Source organism: Streptomyces sporangiiformans (assembly GCF_005768555.2).
Classification (GTDB): domain Bacteria; phylum Actinomycetota; class Actinomycetes; order Streptomycetales; family Streptomycetaceae; genus Streptomyces; species Streptomyces sporangiiformans.
In genome coordinates, this window is the sequence record NZ_VCHX02000103.1 from 1 (window position 1) to 22,409 (window position 22,409).

Consider the following 22,409-nt stretch of genomic DNA (forward strand, 5'->3'; position numbering starts at 1 on the left):
ACATCTCAGCGTGCGACTCAGCGAGCATGGCCTGAACGAGCTGGAACTCACCGATGGGCCGTCCGCCCTGCCGGGTGACCGAGCTACAGGCCGACGCCGTGTGACAGTTCGGGGCGGCTCGCACGAGGCTAGTCGTCGACGCACTTGGGGTACTTCGAGCCCCGGTTGCAGTCGTGGTAGTCGTACTTGCTGACCCGGAACTTCTTCTCTTCACCTGCCGTGGTCGGATCGACAACCAGGTAGAACTTCTTCCCGTCCTTGATCTTGTCGGTGACCTTCCCATCGGGCCCCTGGTCGAAGTTCTGCGCACACCCGGCGAGGGCGAGGGTGCTGACTGCCGTGAGGGCCGCGGCAAGGCGATACATGTCGTGCTCCGATCAACTTGATGTTGATCGCAGTCTAGGGGTGATCGACTGTCTACCTGTCAAGCGAGGGCGGTCACACCTGCGAACAAGATCTCGCGTACAGGATCCTCAGAGAGGGCCAAGCCCCGGACATAGAGCGGTCACATGATCGCCCGGACAGGTCCTAGTAGCCGTACTCCAAGGCCTGGGCTCCCATTCGGAACGCCTCGTCGAGCAGCTCGCCAACCGGGGCCTGACCAGCGGGCAGCGGAAGGTGCATGTCCAGCGGGACGAAGAAGGCCGGATCATCGGAGCCGACGGCGCGGGCGAAGGCAAAGACCAGGAGAACGGCACCGACGGTGCGGCCGAGTCGGCGCTGCTGCACTTCTCCAGCCCGCGGGATGCGGCCACCATCGCCGCGTTCCTGTGCACACGGGTGCACGGGCCGGAAGCCCTGGTCTGGCTCGAGGGCTACCAGGCCCTACTCCGATGGCTGAGAGAGCACGGCATCACCGGCCTACACGCCGTGCCCTACGACGGCGGAGACCGGGATCGGCGCCACCAAGGCGTTCCCGAATTCGACGCCCACCGCAAGGAACTCTTGGACGCCGAGTCGGGGTTGTGGTCGAGGTCGGCCAACTGTCAAGGGCTGTCGCCGGACCAGCTGTGACGACGCGCCGTATCTGGCACATGGGATGTCCAGCTGTGCTGCGTCGTCACACCAGCGCCAACGACCGCCCAAAGCGCCAACTATCAGCCCGCCCCATTGAGTTGATCGTATCGCTGCGGTGGGGGTGTGAGGGCACTCCCGGGAAGGCGGCAGACATGCGACCTCCCCCAGCGCCCGGGTCCCAGGCGAATCTTCAGCACCAAGGTGCATGACGTCGCCGAAGCCGTGATCGCAACGACGCGGCAGCACCCAGGTGTTGACCCAGGCCATGCCCAGGTTCATGCGCTGGGCGACACGCTGACCACGGCGCCCGGCGCTCGGCCGGCATGTGACGGGCACGCAGGTGGCGAACGGTACATCGATCAGTGCCAGCAGGGCCGTTCCCACCACCAGGACCGTCAGGTTCAGCGCGCCCGCCGTCAGTAGCGGCGCGACCTCCCTAGGCACTACACCGCTTCCCAACCAGCACACCCCGACTACCCATTGGCGCCCGCGCCCTAGGTGTATTGACCCGCAGCGTTGTTGATGCGGGTGATGGGTGGCTGGCCGCCGGGTGCGGTGTGGCAGCGGTGGTGGTTGTAGGTGTGGAGGAAGTCTGCCAGGGCCGTGGTGCGTTCGGTGTTGCTGGTGTAGGGCCGCAGGTAGGCCCATTCGTCGAGCAGGGTGCGGTTGAAGCGTTCGACCTTGCCGTTGGTCTGCGGCCGGTAGGGGCGGGTGCCCGTCTGGGTACGGGGCCCGGCGATCTGCGGCTGCGCCGTGTGGCGCGAGTGACCGGAAGCGATGCCGCAGGCAGCGGGACTCGGCGGGGACCTCGGCTGCGTGCCCGCCGGGACGGTGTGTCAGACCATGGCGAGCCGGTCCACCAGCAGTTCCACCCTCCGCTCAGCTTCCGCCGGCGGCAGCCGTCCCGCCCGGGTCAGCGTCGCCAGCCCGTGCAGGGCTGCCCAGAACACCTCGGTGAACAGCCCCGGGTGGACGCCGTCCCCGGCGACTTCGCCCAGGCTCTCCAGCAACGCGGCGAAGGCGTCCTTGAGAGGTTCCGGGGTGTCCTCGGCCGCGAACGCCAGGCCGCCGTCGAGCTGGAACAGGGCGTCGTAGACCGCCGGGTTGCGCTCGGCGAAGTCGAGGTAGGTGCGGGCGAGGGCGGTGACCCGGGTGCGAGGGCCGTCCGCGGCGGAGGCCGCGGCCCGCAGCGCCGCGGCCATCTCGGTGGCGCCTTCGAGCGCGACGGCGCCGATGATCTCGCGTTTGCCTCGGAAGTGGCTGTAGAGGACGGGCTGGCTGTATTCGATGCGCTCGGCGAGCCGGCGGGTGGTGACCGCGTCCCAGCCCTGCTGCTCGGCGAGTTCGCGGGCTGTCGCCACGATGAGGCGTTCGCGCTCCGCCCGTTCGCGCTGTTTGCGTTCCTGTACCGACATGGCTCGATCCTAGCATCGCTAGACAATCGAGCGGCAGCAGTACTAGCGTTGCCTCGTCAGCTAGCAGCGCTAGATACCTGGAGAGGTCATCATGCTCAACGCACTCGAGGTCTTCACCACCGTGGTCGTCGGCGTGATGGTGGGGGTGGAGTTCTCCGTCGCCTTCGTCATGAACCCGATCTTCAACGCACTCCCCGAGGACAGCGGCCAGCTCGGCCGAAGCCACGGGGGCCGGATGCTCGGCGCCGTGATGCCGGTCTGGTACATCGGCTCGCTCGTCCTCGTCGCGGTCTGGGCCATCGCCGGATGGCACCACGACGGCGCCGGACTCGTCGTCACCGCCGGCGCGCTGCTGATCCTCAGCGTGATCATGTCGCTCCTGCTGCTCGTCCCGATCAACAACCGGGGCAAGACGTGGACTCCCGAGAACCGGCCCGAGGACTGGAAGGAGCAGATGAACCGCTGGGACCGCTTCCACTACGTCCGTGTCGCCGTCATCATCGCCGCCTTCACCCTGCTGGTCGCCGCCCTCGCCTGACCCCGCGGGCCGACACCACGCTGGCGGCGCACCATCCCCACTCCCCGGGCGGCAGCGGGCCACCGAAATCCCGACATCCGGGAATGCGACTGCCGCCGAGAGCCCACCACTGCGATCCCGACAAGCTACGCCCCTCGATGACCTGCGCGGCTCCCGGCTCTGGTTCGGGTGAGGTCTTTGAGGGCGATGATCTGGGGCGTTGGATCCAGCAGCAGGCGAAATCCTGGGCCGAGCCGTCGGAAGACCAGCAGCAGCGGCTAACCGCGCTGGGTCTGAAACCCGCTGACCGCCCGTCTGCGGCCCCTGCCGCCAACGGGGCGGCGAAGGCGAGTTCCACCTGAATCCCCGCCGGGGCCCGGGCAATCCGGCGAGGCGACAGTAGGGCTCGGTCTGGGGGCGCGAACGCTGTCGGTGGCGTTCGCCAAGTAGGGAGTGAGACCGCCGACCGGCGCTCCGGAAACAGAGGTCCCATGACCACGGGCCCGAACGACGAGGAGCTGCTGAGTCGTACGGCACGCGACCCGGCCTCCTTCGAGCCGCTGGTGGAGCGCCATTCGACAGCCCTGCACGGCTACTTCGCGCGCCGCGCGCTCGGAGCCGCCGACGATCTGCTCGCCGAGCTGTGGCCCCAGGATGACGAGCACGTCGCGGGTATCGGTCTTGCCTTCGCCCGCCGCCGGAGGCCCGATTAACGATGCGGCCTGGGATATAGAGCACGTTCTGGAAGTCGGTAGAGCGGCCCACCGGGTCGCCGTCGAGGCCGAACGCGCCCTGCTGCACGCCGCACCACGGCTCACCGCGGCCCTGGTCCACGCGGACCCGGTCACCGGCGAGCCGGATCCGCACGAGGCCCTGGCGCACCACGCCGTGGCGTAGTGCGCGGGAGCCAAGGCTGGCTGTCCTGCGGAGCCGGGGCATCCGCTACTGGGGCGCCGGGTGAGGCGGCGGCACCGGAGGCGGCGGCTCATGGGGTGCGGGGGGCTCCTGGGGCTGGGGTTCCTCAGGCGTGGGCTCCGCGGGCGGCTGCTCAGGCGGCGGCTCCTCTTGCGGTTGGTCGCCGGGCGGGGGCTGGTCCTGGTCGCCGGGCGGCGGCTGGTCTTGCGGTTGGTCGCCGGGCGGCGGCTGGTCCTGGTCGCCGGGCGGCGGCTGGTCTTGCGGTTGGTCGCCGGGCGGCGGCTGATCCTGGTCACCGGGCGGCGGCTGGTCTTGCGGTTGGTCGCCGGGCGGCGGCTGGTCTTGCGGTTGGTCGCCGGGCGGGGGCTGATCCTGGTCACCGGGCGGCGGCTGGTTCGGCCCCGGTTCCTCCGGCCCCGGTACGTTTGGCGGCTTGACGGGGTCGGGGGTGTTGGAGGCGCTCCATGCCCAGGCTCCGATTCCCACCAGCGCGATCATTCCGACGCCCGCGAGAACCCAGGGCCCACCAATGGCACCGACGGCGACTCTCGCCAAGTGGGGGATCGCCCGTACGAAAGGTTTTCCGACGGTCTTCGCCCAGGCCCAAGCAGTCGCAACGCCCTGGGTGATCCTGGTCCAGTTTCTCTGCACGAAGCCCACGCCCGCGTTCCACACGTTCACGACGCCGTTGGCCACAGCGCGGGCGGCCTGCACGAGCCCGCTCTTGACTGTGCCTGCCACGTTCACGATGCCGTTGCGCACCATACGTATGGGCCGCATGAAGTCGGGTGGCTTCGGAAGCAATGCCCTCACCCTGGAAGTGAGCCTCATGAGGTGATCCCCAAGAGACGGCCGAGCCGCCATCTTCTGGGTCACCGCCCTCACGACGCGGCCCGCACCGCGCGCCTTGCTCACGTCCCCCAGAACCCGTCGACTCTGCTGTCCGTTCCTGACCAAGTCCCTGGTGTTCTTCAGGGCCGCATCCACCTCCTGCCTCCTGTTGGTGACCTCGTTGGCCTGCCTCTGCAGCGCATTAAGGGCGTCCTGCCTCGCTGGATCGTCCGCGCGGAGACGGTTGAAGTGATCGATATTGTTGGCGAGCCGACTGAGCTGGTCCCGGAGCGACCTCGACTGCCTGACGAGCTGAGTCGTCTGGTCCTTGGCGTTCTTAATCGCACCCGTGATCCTGCTCTTGAGCTCATGCCGCTGCTGCCCCGTCAGCCTGCTCAGTTCGTCACTGGTCAACCTCCTGTTCAGGAGCTCTTCCGTGGTCAGGTTCATCAATTGTTCTGGCGTCGTCATGGATCCTCGCTTGGTTAGGGCTCCCCCCGTCCCCAGGGCGTCCGGACGCCCTCAGCTGCTCGCCGGGGCCGCTGTCACGGTGAGCGCCGCCCGCGGATGCCGCGGCCATGTCCCCGTCCGCTGGGCCGGTGCCGCCCACCGGGCGGGCGAACCGGTCGTCGGCGGTCACGTGGGTGAGCATCAGGACACCCAGCGGCCGGCGGGAGGGCAGTATCGCCGTGCCGGGCTCGAAGCCGGGTCGGCGCTCCCCGGCGTCAACGGGCTCGTCGGTGACCGCCGTGAGGGAAGGCGGGGGGTCACCGCTGGAGCAACGCACCCACAGCACCGCGTACCGGTCCAGCAGTAAAGCGGTTCCGACCCGCAGTACGTCCGCCGGTCGGCAGGGTCGCCGGGGGATGTCTTCCTGGTACCGGCGAACAGCACGAGTTCGCTTCCATACCTGCTGGCCACGGGCACCTTTCCCGGTGCCCAGAGGGCCGACGGCAACCCTGCGCCTGTGCCGCGCGGATCTGCTGGGCCCCTACCTTCCGGCGGTGGTGTCTGCGCTTGCGGGCCGGCTGGTGGTGGGGGTGGCGGACCGTACACGGTCCCGCTGTGAGGGCGATCCAACATCAGCGGAATGTCCTGGGTATGGGGCCTCGATTTCCACCCTTCGCCCCTCGTCGACAGGTGTCAAGGTCGGCCGAGGCCCCCTTCTCCGGGGGCGCGGGCGTCTACGCGCGTGTGAGACGGCCCGAGTCGGTGCCCCGGCACCGGCCGGGCATCGCCCGTAGTGCTGGTCCGGCTCGCCCCTTCGAGGAGGGTCAGCCAGATCACGGCGTCTCGAACGCCGTGGGCCTTCACAGGTTTACCCTCGTTGTTTTCCCAGACCTGTTCCGCGGGCGGACGCCTGTTGGCCTCCCCGGCCAGGGCTTCGTCCCCGGTGGGTTCTGGAGCGTGCCCAGCCACCGCGTGCAGACAGCAGCCCCGAGACGGTGAGCGGCCCGGTGTCGCGGGCGGGGCGGGCAGCGGACGCAGCCCGGGCCTGGAAGCAACACCGGCAGGCCAGATCATGGCCGTCGCGGGCCCGTCGGCACGGGATGCGTCAGGGCCCCGGAGCGCGTGCGCGTGCTCCGGGGCGCCCCGATGACGTCCTGGCCGCGAGCTCAGGCGGGCGTGATGTTCTCCGCCTGCGGGCCCTTCTGCCCCTGCGTCACGTCGAAGGTCACGGCCTGGCCTTCCAGCAACTCGCGGAAGCCGGAGGCGTTGATGTTGGAGTAGTGCGCGAAGACGTCCGGACCGCCGCCTTCCTGCTCGATGAAACCGAAGCCCTTCTCAGCGTTGAACCACTTCACGGTTCCGCGTGCCATGCTCGTGCCTCTCAGTCGCTATCGGGTCCGCACCGCACGGACCCAGAGGTGATCGCCCTGGTCCAGCACTGCACAACAAAGAGCCCACGCCGGAGCGCGGGCAGGTCATGCGAACCACGACATCTGACAGCGACGCTACACGGCGAAACCAGCCGCCACCAGAGAGCAACATCCATAGAGCAAGAGCCGCATTCAATGCGGGGCTATTACCCCGCCTCCCTGCCGGACACGCTCAACAACGTCGTCGTGGAGCGCGGCCAGTTGGCCGGGCGGAGCGGAACGGGACTGCCGGTCAGGGTGTACCACTCCGCAGCGCCGGTGTACTGGACCGTGGCGGCGGCGCGCCCGCCGGGCAGGGCGGTGGTGGCGAGGGTGAGGTCGCCGGTGATGACGCCGACTTCATCGGTCATTGCACCCCCCTCGGCCCGCGATCGCCCCGACAGCTACCAGCCGCTCCTGACCCACCTCGGCGCTCACGGCGCGGACCTCGAACTCCTGCAACAAAGCATGACTGTGCGCAAGATCCCTGAGACGCTCGCGCGCCTGACCCGAGGACTTCAAACAATCGGAAACCGTAAACGTAGATCGGTTTCAGAGCGAACCGAGTCGTCGTTCGCGACCGCCGCCCCCATGGGGACACGTGACCACGAGGGGATGCACTGTTCGTCGGCTGCGGTCAACTCCTTCTGCTCCTGCGCGTGCTCCTTGTTCGCGGCCCGCTCTTCGGCGGTGAATCCGTTGTTACTCCTCGGCGGCCGTGCCGGGGATCAGACGACTCGTGTGCCGCGTGGCAGTTTTCTCTCGTACAGGGATGAGGCAGGTCGGGGCGGGAGCCAGGGCCGGGAGTCAGGACACTGCAGACGCCGTGGACGGCGCGGAAATTAGCGACGGAGCAGCCTCCCAGGCGAATCCGTCCGGGTCGGTGAAGGAGCCGACAGTGCTGCCGAGGACGATGCAGTGTGAGCCGGTGCCGTCGGCAGGGACACCCAGGTCCTTGGCCAAGCCGCGGCGCTTGTACAGCGCCAGCTTGACGGGGCTGGACTCGCCGGAGGCGAACTCGGCGTGCTTGCCGCCGAAGCTCCTGGCTACGGTCAGGCCCCGGCCGACATAGAACTGCTTGCTTGCCTTCACGTCCTCGACGCCGAGCAGGAGGACGATCTCGTCGATCTCACGGGTGGCCAAGCCGGTGTCCTTCTTCGCCGAGGTCGCGACCTTCCAGATCGTCCCGTCCGGCGCCTGGACGACGCCGCCGTAGCCCCACATCGACTTCGCGGCGGGCTTCAGCACCGTGGCGCCGGCGTCCACGGCGGCGCCGAGGAGTTGTCGACGGTGGCTGGCCGGGACACCGTGAGCGCCAGGGTGAAGCCGCGGAATCCGGCGGAATGCGCCTCGGACGCCCGCAGGTGTATGTGCGTGTCCACTCCGAAGGCGGTGTAGAAGCGATGGGCGGCCTCAGGGTCGGCCACCTCGAGGGTGACGGATGTGATGGACATGGTGGATGCGGTGGTTGCCATAGCCATCACGCTAGAGGCTGCTCGGCGGCCGGGGCTTCTCGATTCCTGACCGGTCTTGTCACCTGCTTCGCCACACACGCCGGCATCCCCTCCACCGTGACCGCAGGCCCCGCATCACCGGCCGTACTTGTGGCATCGGCACGGTCGGCCGCCGCATCCGCCGCGCGGCGCCGGAAAACCCCGGGCGGCATGCCGACCAGCTCGGTGAAGCGGGTGGTGAACGTTCCCAGCGACGCGCAGCCGACCGCAAAGCAGACCTCGGTGACGCTGAGGTCGCCACGCCGCAGCAGCGCTGTCGCGCGCTCGATGCGACGCGTCATCAGGTACGCGTACGGCGACTCGCCATAGGCAGCCCGGAACTGCCGACTGAGGTGCCCGGCGGACATGTTCACACCGCGGGCGAGCGCCTCCACGTTCAGCGGCTGCACATACTCCCTGTCGATCCGGTCGCGGACACGGCGCAGCCGCGCTAGATCGGTCAGGCGCTGCGCCTCGACCCGTGCACGCCGCCACTCGGGCTGACACATGGGGGCACTCCCCCTTTCTTTCCTCTTCCATCGACGCCGACGAGCGCCTGGGGCGCCTGGGGTGCCTGCTGAGACAAGCACCCCAGGCCATCGGTGATGAGGAGCGGCCCGCCGGAGCCGACCAGCCGGTCGAGCAACTGCCGGACAGCAGCGGGAAGGACCTCCGGTCCCCTGTCCGGTGCAACGAGGCTGCGGACGCGGCCCTGGTGGGCGGCCAGCAGGCGGGCTCCTCTGCGATGGCGCGCCGCGTTCTTTGCAGGTGGTCGCTGTGCGGGCCAGCACGGCCGCATCGATGCCCGCACGGCTCAGCGAAGCTCCTGGATGCGGACCAGGTTGCCCGCAGGGTCGCGGAAAGCGCAGTCCCGGATGCCGTACGGCTGCTCGGTCGGCTCCTGGACGACCTCGGTGTCACCGGCCTGCACCTTCTCGAACGTGGCGTCGAGGTCCGGAGTGGCCAGCAGGATCCAGCCGTACGTGCCCTTGGCCATCATCTCGGTGATGGTGCGGCGCTCGTCCTCGGTGACCCCCGGGTCGGCAGTCGGCGGCGCCAGGAGGAGGGACGTGTTGGGCTGACCGGCCGGGCCGACCGTGATCCAGCGCATCCTGCCCTGCCCGACGTCGCTGCGGACTTCGAAGCCGAGGACGTCGCGGTAGAAGGCGAGCGACGCGTCCGGGTCGTCGTGCGGCAGGGAACTCGTGTGGATGGTGATGTCCATGGCGAGCAGGCTAGAACCGGCTCCGTGTCCCGCGCTTCTCGATTCCTGATCGATCCGGCCACGCTTGGACGTTCACGTTCACGTTCACGTGGCCTGTCGCGGGAAACAAGTGCGTTCCGCGTGACATTCAGGCCCGGCGCGGGCAGGTCATCGTCCGGTTCATCGAGTCCACCACGCTCAGTGCCTCCGGCCGGGAACTCCCCAACACTGGTCGACCGCCCCCTGCGGGGACGTGTGAGCCTCAGCTCGAGCGAATACAGAGCCCTCCGGATCGAGGACTGCATCGATTCCGCCCGGCGTTGCTTCTCAGCGCCGACTGCCACGCTGGGCACCTCCGAGCGCGACTTCGTCGAGGGCCTCGCAACCGGGCGCGCGGTGAAGGTCAAGGTCAAGGTCATGGACCGGGCCGAGCGGGTCGCCGCGCTGGGCCGGCAGTCGACGGCCTGGATAGCAAGTACACGTCTGCCTTGGCGCCTGAGCGGCGTTCGCGCATCTCGGGTGCGATGAAGTTGGCCGTGCCGAGCTTTCCCCCGACACGGATCTGGCCGGGCCGGGCGTCGGCGGAGGCCGCGATACCGAAGTCGCCCAGCACCGGGCCATCGTTGTACCAGAAGGGATTGTCGGGCTTGATGTCCCCGTGCAGTGTCCCCTCCTCAGCCAGATCGGCCAGGACGCCAGCCAGGGTGGCGATGTGATGGTGCTACGCGCCAGGCACGGTCAGGTCTGGTTGAAGACGAGCAGCACGGGTTGGTGGGCCAGTCGAAGTACGGGACGGGCGGGGCCGACCCTCAGGCGTCACCTCGCCATCTCGGCCCTCGGCATGACGTACCAAGATTCTTTGCTTATCCCACCCGGCGTAGTGTTTTGCGCACAGATGTGCTGCATCCCAGCCCAGCCTGCCAGAGCCCCGGGTTCACGCGCGGGCGCATCGACAGGCGCTTACTCCGCCGCAGCGGGGTATACAGGGCTGCGCACGGATCCACTTCACCGCCCTCGTCGTAGGAGGAGAGTCGTGCCAGGAATGATAGAAAAGATCAAGCGGTTCGCCAGAAGCCCACAGGGTCGGCGCACCATCGAACAGGTACGTCGGGCCTCCGCCGATCCGCGGCGAAGGGCCCAGGCCCAGCGGCTGCTGGACAAGCTGCGGAGGCGACGCTGACGTCAATCGGCCGGCCCCGCGGCTAGAACGAAGGTACGCAGCGGCTGCCAGCGCGTCGTCCGGGAAACAGCCAGCAGGATTTGCGGTTCGGCGCGGTGGCCGCCTCGCTAGGAGGCGGAGCCGTCCCGCAAAGTCCGCCACGGTCCCGAATCCCCTCGCTCAGGCAGCCTGACGGCGCAGGCTTCGTGGGTCGTCGAGCGGTCGTCGGCCGACGGCTGACGAGTTGTTGCACGACGACCGGGGATCTCGAGCTGGGGGATGCGGGCCAGGCGCAGGACCTCACCGGGCGGTTGACGATGTACTGCCGGGCGTCCAGAAACCGCACCGTGACGTCGTCGAAGGCTCTCACGTACCGGCCGGTGACCTTGAAAACCACCGACCGAAGCTGCGGATTGCCCAGCGAGCTCTCACCTCGGGGCGTGTAACCGAAGGCCGCGGCGAAGGTAGCGATCGGTGGCCGTCACTCGTCGTTCCTCAGGTCGGGTGTCGTCAATGAACGTGCCACCGGCTGCAAAACCGCGGCTCGCACAGGCAGTCACGGGTGCAGGGCGCCGCCGGCACCCAAGGCGTCCTTCAGGGCACGCAGCGCGTAGTGCGTCGGAACTTGACGGTGCCAGGCGGTATGCCGAGGTGTCCCGAGGTCTGCCAGACGGTGTCGCCGCGATAGCAGGTGAGGGAGATCACCTCCCATTACAGGTCGATCATTTTGTCCAGAGCGTCCAGGACGACCTGTGACGGGGAGGTTGATGTCGTCGATGCGGTGGTCTCGAGCGGGCAAAGACTGCGGGCCCAGTGGTGGTCGATGACCAGGTTGCGTACGACGGTGACCATCCAGGGGCGCATGGAGTCGGCGTCGGTGGTCTCGGCGTTGAAGAGTTTCCGGGCGCGGGCAGTGGCCTCCTGCAGGAGGCCTTCGGCGGTTGTGCCAGTCGCCCCGCAGGAGCCGGGGCCCCTGACCGGCAACTCAGTGTTGCCGCGGCAGGACATGTCGTGAACGCGCTCAGCACTCCCGCACGTACAGGGCGATAATGGAAGAAACTGACTCCACGAGATGTTCGTCGCGTCTTGGGGCCGCATATGAACGAGCAATACACGCAGACGCATGGTCCCCCGCCCGTCGTGGGGATGGTGGGCGAACGGCTCGTACCCCTCACGGACGAGGTGGAGTGGGCGGCCGTGTCTCCGCGGCAGATCACCTCCGAGGAGTGGCAGCGGTTCGAGGGGTACATGAGGGAGATCTTCGGGGCACTGGGCCTGGCCGTTGGGTCGGAAGCCACGGTGGACACTCCCCGGCGCTTCCTGCGTGCGCTCTTCGACGCGACCAGCGGGTACGAAGGCGACGAGAAGCTGGTCACCGCCTTCGAGACCGAATGCCATGGCGGGTCGGACTGCCGGATCAGCCAGATCGTCGAAGGGCCGATCCCGTTCTTCGCCCTCTGTGAGCACCATGGCCTGCCGTTCTTCGGCAAGGCGTACGTCGGCTATATCGCGCATGAGCACATCGTCGGGCTGTCCAAGCTGACGAGGCTGGTGCGGCTTTTCGCCCGCCGGTTCTCGATGCAGGAACGCATCGGACGCCAGCTCGCCGAATCATTGCAGCAGATCCTTCTGCCCCACGGTGTCGCGGTCCACTTGGAAGCGGTGCATCTGTGCACACAGATGCGCGGCGTACGGGAGATCGAGTCCAGCACCCGTACCACCCACTGGCGGGGCACCTACGACGAGGATCCGCAACTGCGTGCCGAATTCTTCACGTTGTGCGGCCAGCGGGGTCTGGCCGGCCATGGCTGAGGACAGCGCCGGGCACCCCGTCGGCGGAACACAGACGGGCTTGCTGGAGCCGCTGGAGTTGCTGTACGAGGAGACCGGGCGGCCCCGTTTCGGTCTGCCTCCGGCGCTCGCCACGGCCTACGGCGGCGATCTGGGTTTCACCCTGCCGTGCGTGTACGCGAACTTTGTCAGCTCCATCGACGGAGTGGTGGCACTCGGCCCCGAATTCCCCTCCTCCGGCTCGGCGATCAGCGGGCGTGAACCGGCGGACCGCTTCGTCATGGGGCTGCTGCGCGCTTGCGCCGACGCCGTACTCATCGGGGCCGGCACGCTCCGCGCCACACCCCGCCATCTCTGGACACCCGACCACGTCTGTCCACAAGCCGCCCCCGACTTCGCCGCACTACGACGCAGCCTGCGCCGCGCCACCCAACCGGAACTGGTCGTCGTCACCGCGAGCGGCGACCTGCCCACCCAGCACCCAGCCCTGCAGTCGGGCGCGCTCGTGACCACCACACTGGACGGCGCCCGCAAACTGGAGGGACGCCTCCCAGCGGCATGCACGGTACTCATCGCAGGCGAAGAACCCACCCTCCGCATGGCCGATGTGCTCGCGGCTCTCCATGCTCAGGGGCACACCGCGGTGCTCACTGAGGGCGGGCCGCATCTCACCGGCCACCTGCTCGGCGAGGGGCTGTTGGACGAGCTGTTCGTCACGACATCCCCGGTACTCGCCGGCCGTACCGGCACCGCCCGCCCCGGACTGATCGAGGGGCTCGAACTCCTGCCGAACCGGCAAGAGTGGACAGACCTGATCAGCATCCGGCGACGGGATTCATATCTGTTTCTCCGCTACCGGCTTCGGGCCCCAGGCAGCAGCGGCACTGGCCGATCGCCGCAGACCGAGGTGGCGACACCGAACGCCTGATCAGGGGAGCTTGGTCACCTATTGGCGAAGGTCTTCAATTACGGTCTGGGTGCTTACCTCTACTGCGTCTGCGGGCTTCGGCGGCCCGCGGCTTCGTCGGTGCGTTCCCACTCCGCGAACTCGGTCGGGCCCGCTCACCCTCGGCCAGGCCTCGCGCCGGGAGCCCTGGCGGTCGTTTGAAGCGGGCGTTGCGACGACGTGCCGTAAACGGTGGTCCGTCCCTGGCGGCGTGCCGTACGCGACAGGGTCGGCCACCATGGAGGAGTCAGCCGGTATCCGCGCTCAGCCGGAGCCTCCGAGCAGGAAGGAAGGCTCATGGAGATCTTCCCGCCGATTCCGCTCGCCGAATGGCGGGACTGTAAGGAGACGCTGCACCGGTTCGCACAGGTCGTCGGCAAGATCCGGCTCGCTGCCAGCGTTCGGCGCAACCACTGGTGGAATGTGCCCTTCCACCTCACCGGACGTGGCATCACCACGCGTCCGATGGGGCAGGCCGAGGGTAATCCGTTCACCATCGACTTCGACTTTGTAGGCCACCAGCTGGTGGCCGCTTCGCTGGACGGCACAGTGGTGTCCTTTCCGCTCTCCGGCCGGTCCGTGGCGTCCTTCCACCGCGCGACCCTGGACGCTCTGGCTGTGCTGGGTGTCCGGGTGGACATCCCAGTCCCCAGCCCGTTCGACTTGCCGGACGCAGCCCGGCCGTTCGCCGAGGACACCGAACACGCGGCCTACGATCCCGTGCAGGTCAACCGCTATTGGCGAGTCCTCAGCCAAGTGGCTCTGGCGCTCGAGGAGTTCGCGGCTGACTTCTCGGGAAAGGGCAGCCCCGTGCACCACTTCTGGCACACCTTTGACATTGCCTACAGCAGGTTCTCCGGACGGCACGTTGAACAGCCGGCGGAGGCCGACCCGGTCACCCGCGAGGCGTACTCCCATGAGGTGATCAGCTTCGGTTTCTGGTTCGGGGACGACACTTTCCCCGAGCCGGCCTTCTACTCCTACACCGCTCCGGAACCCCCAGGGCTGGCGGAGGAGCCGCTCGTACCCGGCTCCGCCCGATGGGTGGCGCGCAACGGCAGTCATCTGGCCGTGCTCCGCTACGACGATGCCCGCGCCGAAGCAGACCCCTACGCCACCGTGCTCGCCTTCTACGACAGCGCCTACCGGGCCGGAGCCGGGCGTGCCGACTGGGACGTGGCCGGGCTGGCCTGCCCTGGAGGAATAACGGACCAGCACCTTGCGGCTCCTCCCGCCTGATCCCGACTCGGCGCGCGCTCGCCCCGGCTTCGACCCGGCCACAACTCGCGACTGATCCCGTCCTGCCGTTCCCGTTCCCGTTCCCGTTCGCCTCGCTTGTGGGGCTTTCAGTGCAGGTGCCGCCGCCAGTCCGCAGGCACCTTGCCCTTGGGGCCAGGCACCGGCTGGGATTCCGGGCGGGAGGTGGGCGGCAGCAGTTGCGGCCCCTCGCAGAACGTCTCGGTCTCGACATTCCAAAACCAGCTCTCTCCGGGTTCGAAGCTGGTCAAGAAGGGGTGCCCGGCGTCACGCGCGTGCCTGGTGCCGTGCTGGGAAGGTGAGGAATCGCAGCATCCGATATGCCCGCAGGCGGCGCAGCGCCGCAAGTGCAACCACCATCCGGGGCCGTCGCCCGCCAGGCACTCCACACACCCCTCCCCGCTCGGCCGCGCGGTGGGGTCGATTCCGGGGATGGGCTGGGACGTGCCATCAGACATGCACCCATCATACATTTTGTGCAAGTTTGAGTATTTTTGTTCAGGAGGGGTGGACCGACTGCCGCACGGCCGCCGGAGTGGACGAGCCCGGTGTGGACTGTGCGACTCTCCCGTACGGAGTGCTGCTGCGGGAGCCAGCCGCTGCAGCAGTTGATCCGCCAGCCACCCGTGCGACGATGCCGCCACCTGCGCCGCAACGGCGCCCGACCTGCGCTCGCCTTTCTCGGTCAGTGGGTAGGGCACCATGACGGCGATCGCGGGGATGGTGACCCACGCCGGAACAGCCCCGGCCGCAATTCTGATCGAGGTGAGAGCGACGTCGCTTTGGGTGGCCGCGCCGGATTCGTAGGCTCCGAGGCCGATGATGTAGGCCGCGGCGGCGGCACCGATGGCCTGTCCGAATTTGCGGCTGAGGGAAAGGACCGAGTAGGTCGCGCCTTCGGCGGGCTCGCCGGTTTTGCTGACCCGCAGGCGCGGGCCAGCGGGGACGCTCAGGACGGCCCGGTGAGCAGCGGTCTGGGTGGGCAGCGGAGCCGAAGTTATGGACAGGGTTCTTCAATGTCCGTTGACCACGGAACGCCGGAGGCGGATACGGCGACCTCCCGGTTGAGGAGGCGTCAGGCATGGGCTCGCGTCAACACGCCGGAGCGGGCAAGCCTACCGGTCAGGGGAGGTGGCCCATGTTGCTCGCGACGGCGTCGACCGGTCGGCCCGAGCCGTCGAGTGCCATGGCCGGGTAGGGACCTTGTTGGTCGCAGACCCAGAACGCCGGCCACCTGGCCGCCTACGCGGGTCTCGCCCCGGCGACCCGGAGCTCGGGCTCATCGATCCGCGGCGAACAGCCTTTCCGGAGAGGAAACGAGCAGCTCAAGCGGGCCTACTTCCTATCGGCGTTCGCGGCGCTCGGTGACCAGGCCTCCCGGGCCTACTACGACAAGAAGATCGCCCAGGGAAAGCACCACACCCAGGCCCTGCTCTGCCTCGCCAGACGCAGGGCCGACACCCTCTTCGCGATACTCCGCGACGGCACCTTCTACGAACCCCAGACGTCAGCCGCAGTCACCTGACCAGCGGCTCTGCGAGGAGAACGACTCGATCAGCCTCGACGTCGAAGCCGAGTACCGGATGGCCACAGTCGCCCTCCGGGTCCATCAGCACCGGCTTGCCCAACCGCCGCCCGATCTCCCGAAGGAAGCCACAGAACACATCAAGTCGCTCCTGGCCCTGCAACTCCCGCAGGTCGACGTCGAAATCGACTTCATCGTCAGCATGGAAACGAAAGATCGCCAACACATCGGCAGCCGGCCAGACCCGCAGGTCCGGACACTCGGCATCCGCCGGGCGGGACAGCACGCCCTCCGCCCGGGGCACCGGAAGCACCGTCTCTCCGTCGGAGTACTGGCACTTCCAGCCCTTCTCCGCGACAAGATCGAGAACCGCCTGCCAGTCCTCCACCGAGGCATTCGGAACACGCACGTCTGGCAGCGACCCCATCAAGTCCGGGTCGAAGAAACAGCTCACGTCATCCCACAGCAGATCAGCCACCCGGCCATGCTGTCCGGCTCCCCAACCCAACGCACCCCCGTTTCCCTTGACCAAGGACATAAGGGCACCCCCCGACTCGGCCAGTGAAGACGCCGGCACCGGAGAACCTCTGCCTGACTCTGCACGTGGGGCCTTTCATGACGCTGATCAACGAAGCGCATGTGGCAGAGCCGGGTCTGGTCATCGTGGAGGTCGCGGCCGCCGACGACGCAACCGCGTTCGCGTTCCAGGAGGCGATCGCCGCCCGGTGGGCGACCGCGACGGCGGACCGAACAACCCGGGAGGCGGCCGACCCGGCGTACGGCTGCGCTGTTACCTGGACCTGCGCCAGCAAGTCGACTCACCAGAGTCCGCCCACGTGCACAGCGGTGATGCCACGACACCGCGTTGACCAGCCGTGGATGGGGAAGGCGGCAGCCTGGTCGGGGGCATGGTCGAGCGGCCTGCGTACGGGTGCGCCACATTGATCAGACGCGGGTGTTATCCGTGCATACACCTGGAACATAACGTCATTGCCGTCTGACGCCGGATGTGCCACCACTGTGGAGTCGAGCTGCTGGGGTCATCACGGCATATCGATCGAGCCGCGATCATGACCCGGTTGTTACCGGCTCGTAAGCCCCACCGCGCAGGCTTTTGTCGCATGTATCCACTGCCCCGCCGCCTTGCCACAGTCCCGGCCATCCTCTGCGCGGCCGCCCTGACGCTGACGGGCTGTTCGGGAGACGGCGACGGCAAGTCCGCGCCGCCGTCCCACTCCCCCGCCGAACGGGACCGGGGCGACGGCAAGTCCGCGCCGCCCGCCCACTCCCCCGTCGACGGGGACCGCAGCCCGTTCAACCGGGACGACATCAACGGCGACGGGTACGCCGACGCGGTCGTCAACAGCTGGTACCACGAGCCGAAGGCCGGAGCCGGCTGGCATAACAGCCGTTTCGTCGTCTTCGCCGCGCCCGGCGGTACGAAGCCGGGCACGGCCGTCCGCCTCACGGGCCGCTACTTCAAGCCCCAACCCGCGCTCACCCCTTTTCCGTGGGCCGACGATCAGTCAAAGCAGTTCACCGGGGATCTGAATGATGACAGGCACGCCGACGTCGTCGTACGCAACACGGTGTATCACGGCGAGAAGTTGACCGACGAGCAGCGCATCGTCTGGGGCGGCCCCGACGGCCCCTCGGGCGCCACCAAGCTGCCTGCCGACGTCCTCCCGGCCACCGCCGCCGGCGACTTCGACGGCGACGGCACCCTCGACCTGCTGACCCTTGCGAAGCCGGGCAGCGGGTACGACCGGAAGCCCCAACACGCCACTGTCCTGCACGGCCCGCTGAACCGCGACGGCGTGCCCCGGACCACCTCGACCCTCGACGTGGGTCACGGCGGCTGGGCGTCCATAGCCCACACCGTCGTGGGTGACTTCGACGGCGACGGCCGCGACGATCTGGTGACCAAGGCCGAGTACGACGAGGAGGACGTGCGCTTCGAGGAGGACATGCCGGACGACGTCCTCGACGCCGCGTTCTACCGGGGCACCGCCAAAGGGCTGAAGCCCGCTGGAGCCGTACCCGGCATCACCGGCCAGGGCGCCACCCCCGTCGCCGCCGGGGACTTCGACGGCGACGGCCGTGACGACATCCTCGCCCGGCGCGACGGCGATGAGCCAGTCGCCGTGTACGGCAGCGGCAAGGGACCGGGCCGAGACAGGCCCGCCTCCGGCGGGCTCGGGCTGCGGATGGGTAGCCGCGTCACGGTCGGCGACAGCAACGGCGACGGCCGCGACGACATCGCCGCCTATTCCCTGAAGGGCTCCCCCGTGGCGGTGCTGCTCGGCGGCAAGGACGGCCTCAGCTCATCCCGCACCCTCACGATCGACCGATCCGCGATCGGCCTCGCTCGCCCCCCACGGGGGTACGGCGACGACTTTGGCTGGGACCTACTCCTGGCGGACCTCGACACCGACGGGCGCGACGAGCTGCTGATCGGCACGACCGGCGGCTACAAGCCGCCCAAGGGCGGCGGTTACTGGATTCTGCGCGGCACGAAGGACGGCCCGTCGACGACGGACCGCCGCTTCGTCGAGACCAAGGATTTCGGCGAGGGCTGACGAGGAACCGCCCGCCGCACTGAGAGATCGGCAACCCGTGCAGCAATCAGGGAAACGGCCGCCGAGGTCAGGGACCGCACTCGGGGTTTGCTGGGCATCGCGAAGGCGACCGTGGATCCGGTGGCAGCTGCACCTGGAACCGGGGCATCGGAGCTTGCCCAACTGCGGCCTGCTGCGCAGGAACACGTTTCCGCTGGCCAGCAAGGCGGAAAGCATGCTCCCGACCCAGCCCCGGTCTGGCCCCACGAGTGATCAACGGCCGAGCCGGACCCCTGCCCCGCCCGCCACCTGAATCGCTCAGCTCCGCCAACCAAAGCGCCCACCCGCCAAGTGAGGCACCCAGTCACAGGCGCGGTTCTGTGACTGAGCACGCCAGTTGGCCTTAGCTTGTCTTTCAACGCCCCTGCCGTGCAGGGACGTTAAAGACCAGTCAGTGCCTGTTTGCAACCCCGCCCAATCGAACGCTGTTGCCTCTGCTGGTCGTCAGGCTTGCGCAGTGGGCCGGACGACGACCTCGCTGATGTCGACGCCGATGGGCTGCTCGATCGCGAAACCGATCGCGGATGCGATGGCGGAGGGCGGGATAGCGATCTCGTCGCGCTGTCGGGCCATCGCCGCCGCTGCCTCGGGGCTTGCTCCCTTGCCGACGCCCTCAGTGTTGGTGAACCCGGGTGAGACGAGGGTGACACGCAGGTCGGGACCGGACTCCTGCCGCAGCCCCTCGGTCAGTACTTTGACCGCTGCCTTGGTGGCCGCGTAGACGCTCTGCGGTGATTTCACGACGTAGGCCGCGGTGGAGGCGACGTTGACGAACTGGCCGTAACGCTGCCGCCGGAAGACGGGCAGTGCCGCTCCGATCCCGTTCAGCAGGCCGGTGATGTGAGTCGCGACCATCGCGTCCCAGTCGTCCTGGCGCAGGTCGTCGAACGGTGACACCGCCATCGTGCCGGCGTTGGAAACCAGGACGTCGAGCCGGCCGAACCGGTTGACTGACATGTCCGTGAGGAGCTTCAAGTCTTCCCGGCGCGTCACGTCGATGACGGCTCCGGAGGCTGAGCCGCCCTGCGCAGTGATCTGGTCCACCACGGCGTTCAGCCGGTCTTCCCGTCGGGCTCCCAGTACGAGCCGGGCCCCTTTCTCGGCGAGGTACGTCGCCGTCGCCGCTCCGATGCCGCTGCTGGCACCTGTGATCGCTACTACCTTGCCTGCGATTTCCGACATGATCAACAGTCCCTACAGGGTGAATGCACGCAGGTCAGACCATGACCTACAGTGAACTGGAGGAGCCCCCATTTATTGGAGATTAAATGGGGGAGCCTCCGGTTAGCAACTGCGGAAGACTGGAGAGGAGACAGCAGCCGCCTATGGCCAAAGACGCACAACGCCCGTTGCGTGCTGACGCGCGACGCAACCGGGACAAGATCCTCGAGGCTGCGGTGAGCGTGTTCACCGAAGAGGGGCTGGACGCACATCTGGAGCGCATCGCCAAAGCAGCGGGCGTGGGCAGCGCAACCCTGTATCGCAACTTCCCTACCCGTGAAGCTCTTATCGAGGCGGTCTACCGCAACGAAGTGGCCCAGCTGTGCGACGCAGTCCCCGACCTTCTGGCGACGAAGCCGCCACACGAAGCCCTGCGTGTTTGGACGCGCCTCTTCCTGGACTACGTCACTGCCAAACTCGGCATGGTCGACGCCCTGCGCGCCATCGCTGCTACGGGAGAAAACCCCTACGGCCACAGCCGGGAGATGATCCAGGCTGCCATTACCGCACTGATGGACGCATGTGCAGCCGCCGGGACGATCCGCACCGACATCAGCCCGTCCGACATGGGCGCGGCCCTCGCAGGCATCGCCCTCACCTCAGCACAGCCCGAACAACGAAAGCAGGCCGAACGCCTACTCGACCTCACCCTGGACGGACTGGCTGCCCGGTCGTGATGCCGCCTCTGATCTTGTTCTTTACGGTCTGGCCTGGTCACGCTCGGCAATGGTCTCGGACCGCCTGACCGTTTTGCCCACGTCGTAGCGGATGGCGGGGAGCTGGTTCTTCGAGCCGGGTGACCTGCCGGGGCCGGGCCGGTTGAGTTTCGGCGAACGGGCCGGACAGGGCAAGTTCGGGCGGAGGTTCCTGCCCCCCCCGGCACACCCGGGCGGGGGTGAGCCGACCGGGCTCGGCCGGCCTCTCTAACGCCTGCCAGTGCAGGTCGACGTCCTTGCCCAACAGGCCGGTGGCCGACGACCACAGCCAGACTGGGAGTGGAGCGTGGCCACCGGGCAGGCGGTCGACCTCCAGGCGGATCAACGTGCCCTCGATGACGGGGAGTTCGCCGGTGTGGTCGATCCACGCGGAGCGCGTGGTCAGACGAGGATGGATGCGGTCCCAGGCCATCGCGCGAGCTGTGCCATAGCGGTCGGTGACCTGCACGGTCGCGGCATCGAGTTCGCCCCAAGTATCGGGCTTGGCGAAGCGGAACTCCTTGCCGTGCTTCGGCGGGCGTCCGCCCTGCGGTGGTGAGATCCACGGCACCGGAACCGGCTTGCGCATCACGCGGTCCGTGCGCATCCGCCCCAGGACCTCCACCGGCAGTCCCGCGAGCAGGTAGGCCATGCGCGGAGCGTCGTAGCCGGCGTCGAAGACGATCAGGATGTCGTGGTCCCCCGCCTTCCCACGGCCCATGTCGATGAGGTCCTCGACAACGCGGCGGACCTGGACAGCGGTGACCTCGGCGACATCGTCGGCCGGCCCCAGCCGCAGCGCGTCCAGGATCTGGCACCACGAGGTCCGGCCCGACTCCAGCGGGGCGACGAACGAGTAGGGCCAGCCGGGCACGAACTGGTCCGACGAGCGTCCGCTACGGCCATAGACGTGACAGAACAAGCGGTCCGCACTGCACGGAGCGTCCGGCCGGAGCCAGTGGGTGACGTCCGCCTCCAGGACCAGGCGCCCGTCGGCGGCCCCGGGCTGCGGCAACCCGGCCAGCACCTGCCGCAGCCGATGCACATCGACGTTCCCACTGTTCAGCGCGTCGTACTTCGCGCCGTGACCGCGAACCGCGCCGGTGCTCGGCCGTCAGCGTGAGGTCCACCGGCGTGGTCACCGGCCCGTCCGCGCACAGCAACGCGTCGGTCAGCTCGAACAGCGTGTCCCCGCGCACGGGCAGACAGTCGAAGAAGTCGTCCCGGAAGTGTGACGCCACCGCGAACGCTTCCCGCCGGGCATCGTGATGCAGCAGGCTCATTCCCCCACGCCCTTCGTGCTGGTCAAGTGCCTCTTTGGTCGGAGCACAGGATCAGACGGAGGCCGTGTTCAGGTCCCCGGAATCCTCGAACGAACGATCGCGTTCGGGGCATCGTTCGAGGTCAGACCATAAAGAACAAGCTGAGCTTGAGTTTTAACCTCGGGTGCTGCGGATCCGTCGAGTGCGCGAAGTCCGGCCGTGGCGTGTCAGTGCCCGCCGTTAGTCTTCCACCGTGGGCAACATGCGAGACCACGGTGGGGGACCCTCCTATCAACCCATGACATCGACCGGATCCTGCCGGTCCGTGAGGTGGGATGGGCGCGGGACCTGGCCCTCGAGCTCGTCACCGGCTGGACTGACGGATACGGCGATGCTGGATTTCGGGTCGGTGACGAGGACTGTTTCGTGTACGGCGAGGCCCAGGACCCTGTCTCGTTCCGACTCGAGTACCTGCCGCACACCCTGAAGATCAGTCACACGCCGGAGGCCACCGACGTCTACCTCCTCAACCCGTGCGTGGTCACGTCTGACGGTGAGTGGGAAGCCTGGTACCTCGCTCATTGAGATCGTTTCATCTTGAACTCGCAGGTCGCGGTACTGGTGTGAGCCCGTGATGCGGTCCTCGTGCTGGCAGGCGGCGTGATCGCCGTCGGGTGATCGTCT

The 22,409-nt window shown here is 68.1% G+C and carries 21 protein-coding genes and 7 pseudogenes; 12 read left to right on the forward strand and 16 right to left on the reverse strand.

Going from position 1 to position 22,409, the window contains the following annotated elements; all coding sequences use genetic code 11:
• Positions 1-128: 128 nt before the first annotated feature.
• Positions 129-365: a hypothetical protein gene (locus FGD71_RS12130; RefSeq protein ID WP_119100423.1), complete on the reverse strand. Its 237-nt coding sequence runs from the start codon at positions 363-365 to the stop codon at positions 129-131.
• Positions 366-528: 163 nt separating this feature from the next.
• Between FGD71_RS12130 and FGD71_RS12135 the strand changes: the two are divergent.
• A pseudogene (locus tag FGD71_RS12135) lies at positions 529-919 on the forward strand (DEAD/DEAH box helicase); the annotation flags it as partial.
• Positions 920-1,511: 592 nt separating this feature from the next.
• Here FGD71_RS12135 and FGD71_RS12145 read toward each other — a convergent pair.
• Together FGD71_RS12145 and FGD71_RS12150 are read right to left on the reverse strand one after the other, a co-directional pair.
• A pseudogene (locus tag FGD71_RS12145) lies at positions 1,512-1,730 on the reverse strand (integrase core domain-containing protein); the annotation flags it as partial.
• A 123-nt stretch (positions 1,731-1,853) separates the two neighbouring features.
• Positions 1,854-2,432, reverse strand: coding sequence for a TetR/AcrR family transcriptional regulator (locus FGD71_RS12150; RefSeq protein ID WP_119100425.1), 579 nt, complete (start codon positions 2,430-2,432; stop codon positions 1,854-1,856).
• A gap of 91 nt (positions 2,433-2,523) precedes the next feature.
• On the opposite strand from FGD71_RS12150, the gene FGD71_RS12155 reads away from it, so the two are divergent.
• The 3 genes and pseudogenes from FGD71_RS12155 to FGD71_RS12165 form a co-directional block, all read left to right on the forward strand.
• On the forward strand, positions 2,524-2,970 hold the full coding sequence (locus FGD71_RS12155) for an anthrone oxygenase family protein (protein WP_119100426.1): 447 nt from the start codon (positions 2,524-2,526) through the stop codon (positions 2,968-2,970).
• Positions 2,971-3,440: 470 nt separating this feature from the next.
• On the forward strand, positions 3,441-3,662 hold the full coding sequence (locus FGD71_RS12160; RefSeq protein WP_240436546.1) for a hypothetical protein: 222 nt from the start codon (positions 3,441-3,443) through the stop codon (positions 3,660-3,662).
• Between the two features lie 40 nt (positions 3,663-3,702).
• Positions 3,703-3,846 (forward strand): annotated as a pseudogene (locus FGD71_RS12165) (cation diffusion facilitator family transporter); the annotation flags it as partial.
• A 45-nt stretch (positions 3,847-3,891) separates the two neighbouring features.
• Here the strand turns inward: FGD71_RS12165 and FGD71_RS47355 are convergent.
• The 8 genes and pseudogenes from FGD71_RS47355 to FGD71_RS12205 form a co-directional block, all read right to left on the reverse strand.
• Positions 3,892-5,166 (reverse strand): hypothetical protein, encoded by a 1,275-nt coding sequence (locus FGD71_RS47355; protein ID WP_162931106.1) that lies wholly within the window; start codon positions 5,164-5,166, stop codon positions 3,892-3,894.
• Complete coding sequence (locus tag FGD71_RS50130) at positions 5,099-5,638, reverse strand: DUF6777 domain-containing protein (protein WP_420878272.1); 540 nt, start codon at positions 5,636-5,638, stop codon at positions 5,099-5,101. Before FGD71_RS50130 ends, FGD71_RS47355 begins: the two co-directional genes overlap by 68 nt.
• A 673-nt stretch (positions 5,639-6,311) precedes the next feature.
• Positions 6,312-6,515 (reverse strand): cold-shock protein, encoded by a 204-nt coding sequence (locus tag FGD71_RS12175; RefSeq protein ID WP_119100429.1) that lies wholly within the window; start codon positions 6,513-6,515, stop codon positions 6,312-6,314.
• A gap of 206 nt (positions 6,516-6,721) precedes the next feature.
• Complete coding sequence (locus FGD71_RS12180; protein ID WP_420878271.1) at positions 6,722-6,925, reverse strand: hypothetical protein; 204 nt, start codon at positions 6,923-6,925, stop codon at positions 6,722-6,724.
• A 436-nt stretch (positions 6,926-7,361) separates the two neighbouring features.
• Positions 7,362-8,035: pseudogene (locus tag FGD71_RS12185) on the reverse strand (glyoxalase).
• Complete coding sequence (locus FGD71_RS12190; RefSeq protein ID WP_119100430.1) at positions 8,035-8,556, reverse strand: helix-turn-helix transcriptional regulator; 522 nt, start codon at positions 8,554-8,556, stop codon at positions 8,035-8,037. The pseudogene FGD71_RS12185 and the gene FGD71_RS12190 overlap by 1 nt, the downstream one beginning before the upstream one ends.
• Before the next feature lie 305 nt (positions 8,557-8,861).
• Positions 8,862-9,272, reverse strand: coding sequence for a VOC family protein (locus FGD71_RS12195; protein ID WP_119100431.1), 411 nt, complete (start codon positions 9,270-9,272; stop codon positions 8,862-8,864).
• A gap of 1,849 nt (positions 9,273-11,121) precedes the next feature.
• Positions 11,122-11,418, reverse strand: coding sequence for a sigma-70 family RNA polymerase sigma factor (locus tag FGD71_RS12205; protein WP_119100433.1), 297 nt, complete (start codon positions 11,416-11,418; stop codon positions 11,122-11,124).
• Between the two features lie 90 nt (positions 11,419-11,508).
• Here FGD71_RS12205 and folE point away from each other — a divergent pair, with 90 nt between their 5' ends.
• From folE to FGD71_RS12220, 3 genes are all read left to right on the forward strand, one after another.
• A complete protein-coding gene (gene folE, locus FGD71_RS12210) occupies positions 11,509-12,222 on the forward strand; it encodes a GTP cyclohydrolase I (protein WP_119100434.1) in 714 nt (237 codons plus the stop codon).
• Positions 12,215-13,129 (forward strand): RibD family protein, encoded by a 915-nt coding sequence (locus tag FGD71_RS12215; protein WP_119100435.1) that lies wholly within the window; start codon positions 12,215-12,217, stop codon positions 13,127-13,129. Before folE ends, FGD71_RS12215 begins: the two co-directional genes overlap by 8 nt.
• Before the next feature lie 315 nt (positions 13,130-13,444).
• Positions 13,445-14,386, forward strand: a complete 942-nt coding sequence (locus FGD71_RS12220; protein WP_119100436.1) for a DUF5996 family protein — start codon at positions 13,445-13,447, stop codon at positions 14,384-14,386.
• Between the two features lie 107 nt (positions 14,387-14,493).
• Here the strand turns inward: FGD71_RS12220 and FGD71_RS12225 are convergent, their stop codons facing one another.
• Together FGD71_RS12225 and FGD71_RS50135 are read right to left on the reverse strand one after the other, a co-directional pair.
• Positions 14,494-14,862, reverse strand: a complete 369-nt coding sequence (locus FGD71_RS12225) for a UBP-type zinc finger domain-containing protein (RefSeq protein WP_140935874.1) — start codon at positions 14,860-14,862, stop codon at positions 14,494-14,496.
• 234 nt (positions 14,863-15,096) lie between these two features.
• Positions 15,097-15,411: pseudogene (locus FGD71_RS50135) on the reverse strand (MFS transporter); the annotation flags it as partial.
• Positions 15,412-15,626: 215 nt separating this feature from the next.
• Here FGD71_RS50135 and FGD71_RS12235 point away from each other — a divergent pair.
• A pseudogene (locus FGD71_RS12235) lies at positions 15,627-15,929 on the forward strand (transposase); the annotation flags it as partial.
• On the opposite strand, the gene FGD71_RS12240 reads toward FGD71_RS12235, so the two are convergent.
• The gene (locus FGD71_RS12240; protein WP_181359179.1) at positions 15,922-16,407 is read right to left on the reverse strand and encodes a hypothetical protein; all 486 of its coding nucleotides are present in this window, start codon (positions 16,405-16,407) and stop codon (positions 15,922-15,924) included. The pseudogene FGD71_RS12235 and the gene FGD71_RS12240 sit on opposite strands and share 8 nt — an antisense overlap.
• A gap of 137 nt (positions 16,408-16,544) precedes the next feature.
• Between FGD71_RS12240 and FGD71_RS12245 the strand changes: the two genes are divergently transcribed.
• Both FGD71_RS12245 and FGD71_RS12250 read left to right on the forward strand, forming a co-directional pair.
• The gene (locus FGD71_RS12245; RefSeq protein WP_240436547.1) at positions 16,545-16,874 is read left to right on the forward strand and encodes a DUF6207 family protein; all 330 of its coding nucleotides are present in this window, start codon (positions 16,545-16,547) and stop codon (positions 16,872-16,874) included.
• Positions 16,875-17,050: 176 nt separating this feature from the next.
• On the forward strand, positions 17,051-18,508 hold the full coding sequence (locus tag FGD71_RS12250) for an FG-GAP repeat domain-containing protein (protein WP_119100439.1): 1,458 nt from the start codon (positions 17,051-17,053) through the stop codon (positions 18,506-18,508).
• 483 nt (positions 18,509-18,991) lie between these two features.
• Here FGD71_RS12250 and FGD71_RS12255 read toward each other — a convergent pair whose 3' ends face one another.
• Entirely contained in the window at positions 18,992-19,729 is a 738-nt protein-coding gene (locus FGD71_RS12255; RefSeq protein WP_119100440.1) for an SDR family oxidoreductase, read from the reverse strand.
• 143 nt (positions 19,730-19,872) lie between these two features.
• Between FGD71_RS12255 and FGD71_RS12260 the strand changes: the two genes are divergently transcribed.
• Positions 19,873-20,445, forward strand: a complete 573-nt coding sequence (locus FGD71_RS12260; RefSeq protein ID WP_119100441.1) for a TetR/AcrR family transcriptional regulator — start codon at positions 19,873-19,875, stop codon at positions 20,443-20,445.
• Positions 20,446-20,466: 21 nt separating this feature from the next.
• Here FGD71_RS12260 and FGD71_RS12265 read toward each other — a convergent pair.
• Positions 20,467-21,746: pseudogene (locus FGD71_RS12265) on the reverse strand (transposase).
• A 309-nt stretch (positions 21,747-22,055) separates the two neighbouring features.
• On the opposite strand from FGD71_RS12265, the gene FGD71_RS12270 reads away from it, so the two are divergent.
• Positions 22,056-22,310: a hypothetical protein gene (locus FGD71_RS12270; RefSeq protein WP_181359180.1), complete on the forward strand. Its 255-nt coding sequence runs from the start codon at positions 22,056-22,058 to the stop codon at positions 22,308-22,310.
• Positions 22,311-22,409: the final 99 nt, after the last annotated feature.

Coding starts and splice junctions, on each gene's coding strand:
- FGD71_RS12195 (WP_119100431.1), bottom strand. CDS start 9,272: ATGGACATCACCATCCACACGAGTTCCCTGCCGCACGACGACCCGGAC.
- FGD71_RS12175 (WP_119100429.1), bottom strand. CDS start 6,515: ATGGCACGCGGAACCGTGAAGTGGTTCAACGCTGAGAAGGGCTTCGGT.
- FGD71_RS47355 (WP_162931106.1), bottom strand. CDS start 5,166: ATGACGACGCCAGAACAATTGATGAACCTGACCACGGAAGAGCTCCTG.
- FGD71_RS12260 (WP_119100441.1), top strand. CDS start 19,873: ATGGCCAAAGACGCACAACGCCCGTTGCGTGCTGACGCGCGACGCAAC.
- FGD71_RS12245 (WP_240436547.1), top strand. CDS start 16,545: ATGACGCTGATCAACGAAGCGCATGTGGCAGAGCCGGGTCTGGTCATC.
- FGD71_RS12215 (WP_119100435.1), top strand. CDS start 12,215: ATGGCTGAGGACAGCGCCGGGCACCCCGTCGGCGGAACACAGACGGGC.
- FGD71_RS12225 (WP_140935874.1), bottom strand. CDS start 14,862: ATGTCTGATGGCACGTCCCAGCCCATCCCCGGAATCGACCCCACCGCG.
- FGD71_RS12155 (WP_119100426.1), top strand. CDS start 2,524: ATGCTCAACGCACTCGAGGTCTTCACCACCGTGGTCGTCGGCGTGATG.
- FGD71_RS12150 (WP_119100425.1), bottom strand. CDS start 2,432: ATGTCGGTACAGGAACGCAAACAGCGCGAACGGGCGGAGCGCGAACGC.
- FGD71_RS12160 (WP_240436546.1), top strand. CDS start 3,441: ATGACCACGGGCCCGAACGACGAGGAGCTGCTGAGTCGTACGGCACGC.
- folE (WP_119100434.1), top strand. CDS start 11,509: ATGAACGAGCAATACACGCAGACGCATGGTCCCCCGCCCGTCGTGGGG.
- FGD71_RS12180 (WP_420878271.1), bottom strand. CDS start 6,925: ATGACCGATGAAGTCGGCGTCATCACCGGCGACCTCACCCTCGCCACC.
- FGD71_RS12190 (WP_119100430.1), bottom strand. CDS start 8,556: ATGTGTCAGCCCGAGTGGCGGCGTGCACGGGTCGAGGCGCAGCGCCTG.
- FGD71_RS12255 (WP_119100440.1), bottom strand. CDS start 19,729: ATGTCGGAAATCGCAGGCAAGGTAGTAGCGATCACAGGTGCCAGCAGC.
- FGD71_RS12130 (WP_119100423.1), bottom strand. CDS start 365: ATGTATCGCCTTGCCGCGGCCCTCACGGCAGTCAGCACCCTCGCCCTC.
- FGD71_RS12250 (WP_119100439.1), top strand. CDS start 17,051: ATGTATCCACTGCCCCGCCGCCTTGCCACAGTCCCGGCCATCCTCTGC.
- FGD71_RS12205 (WP_119100433.1), bottom strand. CDS start 11,418: ATGTCCTGCCGCGGCAACACTGAGTTGCCGGTCAGGGGCCCCGGCTCC.
- FGD71_RS12220 (WP_119100436.1), top strand. CDS start 13,445: ATGGAGATCTTCCCGCCGATTCCGCTCGCCGAATGGCGGGACTGTAAG.